This is a genomic window from Rheinheimera oceanensis (assembly GCF_018831085.1).
Lineage (GTDB): Bacteria > Pseudomonadota > Gammaproteobacteria > Enterobacterales > Alteromonadaceae > Alishewanella > Alishewanella oceanensis.
Window position 1 is genome coordinate 1 of record NZ_JAGPNM010000020.1, and the last position, 9,082, is coordinate 9,082.

Annotated in this window: 9 protein-coding genes and 2 pseudogenes; 7 read left to right on the top strand and 4 right to left on the bottom strand. The window is 49.8% G+C overall.

The features are described from left to right. The 7 genes and pseudogenes from J3B89_RS20570 to J3B89_RS20600 form a co-directional block, all read left to right on the top strand. A partial coding sequence (locus tag J3B89_RS20570; protein WP_215399497.1) for a signal peptidase II occupies positions 1-141 on the top strand: 141 nt, incomplete at its 5' end. Between the two features lie 21 nt (positions 142-162). Then, positions 163-291, top strand: a pseudogene (locus tag J3B89_RS20575) (ISL3 family transposase); the annotation flags it as partial. Beyond that, positions 280-468, top strand: a pseudogene (locus J3B89_RS20580) (cation transporter); the annotation flags it as partial. The pseudogenes J3B89_RS20575 and J3B89_RS20580, both read left to right, overlap by 12 nt. 42 nt (positions 469-510) lie before the next feature. Continuing rightward, positions 511-876 carry a hypothetical protein gene (locus J3B89_RS20585; protein ID WP_008985546.1) on the top strand — a complete coding sequence of 122 codons (366 nt, stop codon included), beginning with the start codon at positions 511-513 and terminating at the stop codon, positions 874-876. Between the two features lie 51 nt (positions 877-927). Next, positions 928-2,172 (top strand): TolC family protein, encoded by a 1,245-nt coding sequence (locus J3B89_RS20590; protein ID WP_008985545.1) that lies wholly within the window; start codon positions 928-930, stop codon positions 2,170-2,172. 78 nt (positions 2,173-2,250) lie between these two features. Next, the gene (locus J3B89_RS20595) at positions 2,251-3,270 is read left to right on the top strand and encodes an efflux RND transporter periplasmic adaptor subunit (RefSeq protein WP_008985544.1); all 1,020 of its coding nucleotides are present in this window, start codon (positions 2,251-2,253) and stop codon (positions 3,268-3,270) included. 9 nt (positions 3,271-3,279) lie between these two features. Beyond that, on the top strand, positions 3,280-6,402 hold the full coding sequence (locus J3B89_RS20600; protein ID WP_215399495.1) for an efflux RND transporter permease subunit: 3,123 nt from the start codon (positions 3,280-3,282) through the stop codon (positions 6,400-6,402). 65 nt (positions 6,403-6,467) lie between these two features. On the opposite strand, the gene J3B89_RS20605 is transcribed toward J3B89_RS20600, so the two are convergent. The 4 genes from J3B89_RS20605 to J3B89_RS20620 form a co-directional block, all read right to left on the bottom strand. Then, the gene (locus tag J3B89_RS20605) at positions 6,468-6,878 is read right to left on the bottom strand and encodes a DUF3703 domain-containing protein (RefSeq protein WP_008985542.1); all 411 of its coding nucleotides are present in this window, start codon (positions 6,876-6,878) and stop codon (positions 6,468-6,470) included. Between the two features lie 530 nt (positions 6,879-7,408). Further along, positions 7,409-7,915: a DUF411 domain-containing protein gene (locus J3B89_RS20610; protein WP_008985536.1), complete on the bottom strand. Its 507-nt coding sequence runs from the start codon at positions 7,913-7,915 to the stop codon at positions 7,409-7,411. Positions 7,916-7,935: 20 nt separating this feature from the next. Then, positions 7,936-8,421 carry a YybH family protein gene (locus tag J3B89_RS20615; RefSeq protein WP_008985535.1) on the bottom strand — a complete coding sequence of 162 codons (486 nt, stop codon included), beginning with the start codon at positions 8,419-8,421 and terminating at the stop codon, positions 7,936-7,938. A gap of 38 nt (positions 8,422-8,459) precedes the next feature. Next, positions 8,460-9,082, bottom strand: a 623-nt coding sequence (locus tag J3B89_RS20620) for a CopD family protein (RefSeq protein WP_215399496.1), incomplete at its 5' end; no start/stop codon positions are given.

Sequence of the window (9,082 nt, forward strand, 5' to 3'; positions counted from 1 at the left end):
GATTTCTATTGGCGAGACTGGCATTGGCCGGCCTTCAACCTGGCTGATATTGCAATTGTCCTCGGTGCCTTACTTTTAGTTTCCAGCAGCTTGTTGGGTAAAAAAGCAAACACCAATGCCGAGTCGGATGGATCTGACTGACACCTACGCCTATACAACACCATGACCGAACTTCCCGACAACATCCTTCACCTGCCGCAATACCAAGTACTGGGCTGCAAATCAACCGACGACGAAATGCACTTCCAGGTGGACGTGCCCGATCCCATCGCCTGCGAGGAATGCGGCGTGCATATGAAAGCCAGTTGGATTTTCTCTGCAAATGACGTTATCGTAAATGCTGGGGTGATTTTGGCCGGATTATTAGTCACCTGGACCGGGTCACGCTATCCGGATCTGGTAATAGGGTTCATCATTGGATTAGTTGTACTCAATGGTGCGCGCAGGATTTTACAGCTAAAAGCGTAAGTCGCAATAGCGCTACCATAGCGCTAACTTACTGAGGGATTTATGTTAGGTCGTACATCAGGCTTATTATTACTGTTGCTGATTATGCTGAATCATGCCGTGATGGCCTGTGATGCGTTAGTTATGCATTTGCCTGATCATGCCCATGCCTACACTGACCTGCAACATGAACACTGCCACTCAGATACCCTTTTCGACGTAAGCAGTGAGCAAGTCACTGCACATAACGTTGCACATAACTCTGAGCATGATGCCGACGAACACAGTAATCATGCTCATGTGACCTGCTATATCGCTTTTTTTCAGGGCATGGAACTGCTTAACTTCCGTGACAGTGTTATAGCCGCTACCCAACCAGGGTTAAACCTCATTAGCTATCGCCCACCGGTGCCGCCGCCAAATATCTGATCCTGCTTGTTTATCTTTTTTTATTAACGATTAACTTTCAGGAGCATACCCATGCGTATGACACTAATGCTGCCAGCAATACTGGCGGCGGTATTTTGCGCGCTTCCGCTACGTGCAGAGCCGCAAGCACTGACATTACAACAGGCAATAGATAAAACGCTGCAACACAACCCTCAGCTGCATCAGTTTAAATTTACGCAACAGCGTCTGTTTGCAGAGCGTGATTTGCAAAGCCTTAAACCCGGTTATCAACTCGGTGTAGAGCTTGAGAATGTTGCGGGCACCGGAGAGGCCAGAGGGCTGGCCGGTGCTGAGCTGACAATCGCCTTATCTTCCGTGATAGAGCTGGATAATAAAGCTCAATGGCGCGCTGCGGTAGTAGACGCCAGGCTCAATACTCTTGAATGGCAGCAACAGGCGCAAACCCTGGATGTGCTGGCAGAGCTTACCCGCAATTATATTAATCTATTGGCCAGCCAGCAGGAATTGACACTGACAGAAGAGGCCGTAGCGCTCTCAGAAGCCCTGCTGCAAAGCGCTGAAAAACGTGCTGCCAGCGGTGCCTTGTCAGATGCTGAAATCATGCGGGCAAAGGCGCAACTGGCGCAGGTTCAGATCGGGCGGGACGCCCTGTTGCAGCGCATTGAGCGGCAAAAAATAGCCATAGCACGTTTTTGGGGTGATACCAGCGCCAACTTTAACGTTGTGGCAGGTAACTTGTTTGCTTTTGGCCAAAGCCGCCCTTTTGCTGAGCTGTATCAGCGGCTGCAACAATCGCCGGCGTTAACCATTTTTGCCTCTGAACGTCGGTTAAAAGACGCTGAAGTGCGACTGGCACAAAGCCAGAATCGCGCCGATCTGAGTTGGCAGGTAGGGGTAAGACGCTATCAGGCCAGTGATGATACAGGCCTTACCTTTGGTATCTCAGTGCCGTTATTTGCTGAACGTCGCAATAGTGCAGCCATCGAAGCTGCGCTGGCAGAGCGAAACAATGTCGAGTATCGACAGCAGGATAGCTTACTGATCCTGCATGAACGCTTGTTTGATGCGTACTCGCAACGACAGCAATTTATTACCAGTCACCAACAGTTGGCGCAGTACGTGATCCCCAACCTGGAACAAGCGCTGGATCTTACGCGTGATGCATACCAGCGCGGGCGCTCAAATTATCAGGATTGGCTTAATGCCCAGCAAGAATTGTTGCAGGCAAAAAGACACTTACTGGAAACCGCCACTGCGGTGCTATTGAGCCAGGCGACGATTGAACAGCTTACCGCCGAGCCGGTAACGCAGTAACTGACAAGATTATTGCCCCGCTGCCGCACTTCATTAACTGTGCGACGTGGCAAACAGAACATACAGGAAGATAGCATTATGAAACCACATGTAACACTGGCAATGTTTATTGCAGCCTGGCTGATGCCGATGCATGTAATGGCCGCCAATGAGCAAGAACAAGCTCACGTCCATGCCAAAGAACAAGCGGTAAAGCCGCAATCTGACACTAAGAAAAATGAAGAGCACAAAAAACATGAAGAACACAATGAGCATGAAGGGCACGACGAAAACGACGAGCATGAACACAACGAAACCCTAAGCAGCCGCATTAGTGATGATATGGCTACGGCAGTTAATATTGTCACAGACCGTGCTGACAGCCAGCGATTACGCCAACATCAGGTTGTTTATGGCAAGCTTAGCGCTGATCCAAACCGCATCAGCCATGTTAATGCCCGTTTTCCCGGTATTCTTACCTCGGTGAAATTCTCGCTGGGTGACAGCGTAAAAGCAGGCGATGTACTGGCCGTTGTCGAGTCAAATGAGAGCTTAAATACCTATACCATTAAAGCGCCAATTGACGGCGTTATTATTCAGCGCAGCGCCAATGTTGGTGAAGTCGCACAGCAGCAGACGCTGTTTAGCATTGCTGATTTTGGCGGCCTGTGGGCAGATTTTCGCCTGTACCCGTCACAACAAGATGCTGTCGCGACAGGACAAAAAGTGGTCATTATGGCCGCTGACACTGAGATTAACGGCGTAATTGCGCATATCATCCCATCATTAACCCAGCCCTATCAACTGGCCAGAGTTAAGCTGGATAACCGTGACGGTAAACTGTCGTCCGGGCAATTGATCGAAGGTGCTGTGATAAGCGGTGAATTCAACGTTGAGCTTGCCGTTAAAAAATCGGCCATTCAAATACTGGACAATAAAAGCGGAGTCTTCGTAAAAAACAATAGCGAATATGTCTTTACCCCATTGCAGCTTGGCCGTAGCGACATGGATTATGTCGAAGTGATTGCCGGTTTAAAGCCCGGCCAGTGGTATGTCACGACAAATAGCTATCTGTTAAAAGCGGATATTGAAAAATCTGAAGCCGAGCATGATCATTAAGGGGGCACTATGATTGAATCCATGTTGCGCCTGGCTATTGCGAGGCGGTATCTATTTTTAACGCTGACACTGTTGATTATTGCCATTGGTAGCTGGAGCTACCAACAGTTACCGATTGATGCAGTGCCGGATATTACTAACGTTCAGGTGCAAATAAACACGGCGGCGCCAGGTTATTCGCCACTTGAAGCAGAGCAGCGTATTACCTATCCGGTAGAAACTGCCCTGTATGGCTTACCCAATTTAAGTTATACCCGCTCATTGTCACGCTATGGCTTGTCACAGGTAACGGTGGTGTTTGAAGAAGGCACGGACATCTACTTTGCCCGCAATTTAATCAACACCCGGTTAAGCGCTATCAAGGATATGTTGCCCGAGGGCATAGAGCCTGAAATGGGCCCTATTTCAACCGGTCTTGGTGAAATCTTTATGTATACGGTGCAGGCCAAGCCGGGCGCGCTGCAACAAAATGGTTCACCTTACGATGCCATGGCACTGCGGGAAATCCAGGACTGGATAATAAAACCTCAGCTGGCACAGGTTAAAGGTGTGGTGGAAGTAAACAGCATTGGTGGCTACAACAAGCAATACCATGTGTTACCCGACCCACTGAAACTGCTTAATTATGGCCTGAGTATTAAGGATGTTGAACTGGCCCTGCAAGCCAACAATGACAACCGGGGTGCCGGTTATATTGAACGTGAGGGCATGCAACTGCTGGTACGCTCGCCCGGTCAGTTAACCTCTCTGGATGACATTGCTAATGTCATTATTACGCAATACGACACCATACCGGTAAAGCTGAGTGACGTTGCCGATGTTGCCATTGGCAAAGAGCTGCGAACCGGTGCGGCAACCCAGGATGGTAAAGAAGCTGTGCTGGGTACAGCCATGATGTTAATTGGTGAAAACTCACGCACAGTGGCACGCGATGTCGCGCAAAAGCTGGAGCAGATCAAAAGCTCTCTGCCAGAGGGTATTATTGCTGAAGCCGTATATGATCGCACCACCTTAGTGGATAAAGCCATTGCAACCGTCAGTAAAAACCTGCTGGAAGGCGCATTACTGGTGATCGTAGTGTTGTTTATCCTGCTGGGCAACCTGCGGGCGGCGTTAATCACTGCGGCGGTGATCCCGCTATCAATGCTGATGACCATTACCGGCATGGTACAAGCCGGCGTTTCTGCCAACCTGATGAGCCTGGGTGCGCTGGATTTTGGCTTAATTGTTGATGGTACGGTGATTATTGTCGAGAATGCGGTTCGCCGCCTGGCGCAGGCACAGCACAACGGCCGTATCCAACCGCTAAAAGAGCGCTTAAATACGGTGTATCTGGCAACTGCAGAGGTTATCCGGCCCAGTTTGTTCGGTGTGGCCATTATTACTATCGTGTATATTCCTATTTTTTCGCTGACCGGTGTCGAAGGTAAAATGTTTCATCCTATGGCAGCGACTGTGGTGATGGCCCTGTTATCCGCTATGGTGTTGTCGCTGACCATTGTGCCTGCCGCTGTGGCGGTGTTCTTAAATGGTAAAATCAGTGAAAAAGAAAGTGCGGTCATAAGAGGCGCTAAAACCCTGTACGCACCGCTATTAGCGCTGGCACTCAAATTTCGCTGGCTGGTGATTGGTTTGGCCAGTGCTCTGGTTGGTGTGTGTCTGTGGTTAGCGACCACGTTGGGGGCAGAGTTTGTGCCTCAGCTTGATGAGGGCGATATCGCTTTACATGCCATGCGTATTCCGGGCACCGGCTTAGAACAAGCCGTTGCAATGCAGGAAATTCTGGAGCAGAAGATCAAAACCTTTGCTGAGGTTGATAAAGTGTTTGCCAGAATTGGTACCCCAGAAGTGGCGACCGATCCGATGCCACCCAATGTGGCTGACAACTTTGTGATATTAAAACCGCGCAGTGAATGGCCCAATCCGGATAAAACCAAAGCCCAATTGGTCGCTGAAATGGAGGCTGCTTTGGCGACATTGCCGGGCAATAACTATGAATTTACCCAACCTATTCAGATGCGTTTTAATGAACTGATTTCCGGTGTACGAGCAGATCTGGGTATTAAGGTATTTGGTGATGATTTAGAGCAGCTGGTTACAAGCGCTAATCAAATTCTGCAAGCCGTCAACAAGGTGCAAGGTGCTGCGGATACTAAAGTGGAACAAGTCACTGGTTTGCCAACCTTGTCGGTGATCCCCAACCGAACTGCGCTTGCCCGTTACGGCTTAAATGTGGTTGAACTACAGGACTGGGTATCAGCGGCAATTGGAGGTACGTCGGCCGGTATTCTGTATGAAGGTGACAGACGCTTTGAGCTGATTGTGCGCTTGCCGGAAACCCTGCGTCGCGATCTGGACAAACTGGCGGTGTTGCCGGTGCCATTACCAAATGGGGACTTTGTACCGTTACAGGAAGTGGCTACCTTAGATGTGTCGCCTGCGCCGGCGCAAATTAGTCGTGAAAATGGCAAACGCCGGGTAGTGGTAACCGCGAATGTGCGCGGGCGAGACCTTGGTAGTTTTGTAGAAGAGGTAAAGGCCCAAATCAACCGTGACGTTACATTACCAGCCGGTTACTGGCTGGACTATGGTGGTACTTTTGAGCAGCTGGAGTCCGCCAGTCAGCGCCTTAGCATTGTGGTGCCTGTTACGTTGCTGCTGATTTTAGGTATTCTGGTGATGGCTTTTGCGTCATTTAAAGATGCGTTGATTATCTTCAGCGGTGTGCCGTTGGCGCTCACCGGTGGTGTGTTGGCCTTGTATTTGAGGGGTATGCCTTTATCAATCTCTGCTGGCATTGGCTTTATCGCCTTATCAGGCGTAGCGGTGTTGAACGGTCTGGTGATGCTGAGCTTTATTCGCGATCTCTGGCGTGAGAAAGGTGACTTGCTGTTAGCGATAACGGAAGGCGCGCTTACCCGGTTGCGCCCTGTGCTAATGACCGCTTTGGTCGCGAGCCTCGGTTTTGTGCCGATGGCGATTAATATTGGCACCGGTGCTGAAGTGCAGCGCCCGCTGGCGACAGTGGTGATTGGCGGTATTATTTCGTCAACCTTGCTGACATTGTTGGTATTGCCCGTGTTATATCATTGGGTGCACAAAAACGATAACCGCAAACAGCAAACGGAATAATCATTAACCTGCTTCGCTGCAGCATTGGGCTGCAGCGAAGAACGTTTTGGCAATAGTATGGGTGTTTATGCTAATACGATTAAAACGATAACCGCGTAAATAGTCAGGCGTATTAAGACGTCCCGCCAAATGGGGCTGTCAGCTAGCAAGGGTTGCAAGTCAGCTGGCAAGGGCACTGGCTTTAAAGCAGAGATATTCGCGCCTCCAGGATTTCCCCTTGGAACCCAACCAAATATAAAACCCGGAACCGTTGCTATCAAACGGACGATCTGACCAATAACCTCGCGATTATCATTGCGTTTAAGCCCAATTCGTAACATCTGCCAGTGCGTCGCTATGTGCGGTATAAAATATCTCTGCCCTAAAATATGCGCTCTTTCAAGAGACTTAAACGCATTGTCTAAATCATTGACTTGTTCAGCCTCCATGGCTGAGCGCATACTGATTTGGTACTCATGTTTAATTTTTTTATTCATTTACTATCACTAAGATAATGAGTCTGCGAAAGAAAAGAGCAATCCTCGATCGCTAAATAAGAGACGCGAAGCATATCACTGATTATTAAATTAAAGCTTAACTTAAGTGTACTCTTTAGAGACTACATACATTAGATAATGATAAGACATAGATTCTATTCTGCACTTTAATGTGCATTAAAGTGCAGATTTTTAGCTGGATCTGCGACAAAGTGCATACCTTGTCACTAACATAGTTAATTTCGATACTACTGTCACTACTTTAGCTAAACTTTACACTTCTGCAACACAGATAAGCTCTGAGCGCTGCTGAACAGCAGATAGTGACTAAAGTAAGTTCAAGCACATAGCAGTGTATTTTCAGGAGGGAATTTCAGGGTATCTCAGGAGAACAGGTGCCCAGCTCGGCTCGGTAAGCCGTGCGGCAGGTTGCAAGCCTGACCGCACTGCTCATAGTACTAATTTAGCTAAAACAGTGATTTAGTTGTCATTACAGCACCGCGTAGCAGCAAGGATTGACACTACACTACTTACTGCATGGCAGCATCACTGATGTGAGCGTAAACGCTGGCGCTGCCATCTTTATGCAGCAGCAGAATGTCGTACGGCATAAAGCGGCCTTCCACTTCCATACCCGGTGATCCAAGCGGCATCGCCGGTACACTCAGGCCAATTGCATCCGGGTGCGACTCAGCAAGAAATTTCCGGATGTATTTAGCAGGGATATGGCCTTCAAAGGCATATCCCTGCTCCGATACGGCGGTGTGACAGGAATAATACTGTGGCGTGATGCCATAGCGCTCTTTTATGCCGCTTAGATCATCATAGTCTTTCGTCTGTGCAACCACTCCCTGCTGTTCAAGGTGCGATACCCACTTTTTACAGCAACCGCAGCTTGGCGTTTTGTATACCGTGAGGGTTAGTGCTGCTGCACTGTCGGGCACAGCTGTAGTTTCCGGTTTAGCCGGGCCGGCGTCTTTACAGCCGGCCAGTAACGCAGTAGCTACCAACACAACCGCTGCCAGAGTTAGCTTCATAGTGATCTCCTGCTGTTGTCTTAGTGCGACCAGTGCACATGCACGATCTTCCAACCGGCGCCTGTATCTACCAGCACCAGCGTTTCTTTACTGATAACGTCAACCGGCTTGCCTTTATAGTCGCCAGTCAGTTGGCTACGGCTAACCGAATAGGCCACCTTGCCCAGCACCTTGGTCTGATGCTCCAGCGCTTCTACCTGTACCGCCGCCATAAATTTCATATCAGCCAGCATATGGTGGCTGGCATACTCGTCAGCCGAGCGCTCTACGCCATTACCTTCGACAATCAGCACGTCATCTGCCAGCATGGCGCGCACCGCTTTGGCATCGCCAGCGCGTAACGCCTGATGAAACGCTTTTACCGCCTGAGCGGCAGCGGTGCTTTCGCCGACGAACAAGGCCGGGGCGGCAGGTTTTTCATTGCCGTGCGCCAGCGCACTAACGGGAGAGAGTAACGCCAGGCCCAGGCTGATGGCAGACAGCGTTTGAATTTTATTGCGAAACATATTAGGTATCCTGTTGTAATTATTAGAATAAAGCGGGCTTAATGGGCTAAGCCCACCACAGTGGTAAAGCTGCTACTGGTTGCCAGTACCAATAGCGCTAACAGTATTTCGATAAAAATAGACCGTGCCAGCAACCGGCTGTTCTGATGTTGCGCCAGCGCTTTGACCAGACTAAATTTGTGCCAGGCAGCCAGCAGTAACATGGCCGCTACCAACATCAACTTAAACAACATTAAGCGGCCATAGTCGGTGACAAACAGCGCTGCAGGCGAATCGAGTAGCTGCAGTAAGATCAGCACGCCACAGCTGATAAGCACTAACACCACAATTACCGCTACGCGGCCAAACTGCTGCATCAGTGCCAGTAACCTATCCGGGGCTAAGCGGTAACAGCTTTGCCACAGCGGCAGCAACGAACCTACCCAGGCCGAAATTGCCAGCACATGCAGCGTCAGTAACAGTGGCCACAGGCCTGCCAAACTGGCCACATGGCCGGTTTGGCTGAAACTGGCGGCCAGCAATAACGCGGCCAGGCTAACTACCGCAATGCTCACTACCGCTTTGCCGCTGTGTTTAACGCGCCAGGCCCAAAGCCACAGCGCTGCATAACCGCATAACCATAAAAGCAGCTGGGTGCGCATTGCCGATTGCCAAACCATCT

What these genes read in the sequence shown, in the direction of transcription:
- J3B89_RS20605 (WP_008985542.1), bottom strand. Translation starts at nt 6,878, where the DNA reads ATGAATAAAAAAATTAAACATGAGTACCAAATCAGTATGCGCTCAGCC.
- J3B89_RS20585 (WP_008985546.1), top strand. Translation starts at nt 511, where the DNA reads ATGTTAGGTCGTACATCAGGCTTATTATTACTGTTGCTGATTATGCTG.
- J3B89_RS20600 (WP_215399495.1), top strand. Translation starts at nt 3,280, where the DNA reads ATGATTGAATCCATGTTGCGCCTGGCTATTGCGAGGCGGTATCTATTT.
- J3B89_RS20615 (WP_008985535.1), bottom strand. Translation starts at nt 8,421, where the DNA reads ATGTTTCGCAATAAAATTCAAACGCTGTCTGCCATCAGCCTGGGCCTG.
- J3B89_RS20610 (WP_008985536.1), bottom strand. Translation starts at nt 7,915, where the DNA reads ATGAAGCTAACTCTGGCAGCGGTTGTGTTGGTAGCTACTGCGTTACTG.
- J3B89_RS20590 (WP_008985545.1), top strand. Translation starts at nt 928, where the DNA reads ATGCGTATGACACTAATGCTGCCAGCAATACTGGCGGCGGTATTTTGC.
- J3B89_RS20595 (WP_008985544.1), top strand. Translation starts at nt 2,251, where the DNA reads ATGAAACCACATGTAACACTGGCAATGTTTATTGCAGCCTGGCTGATG.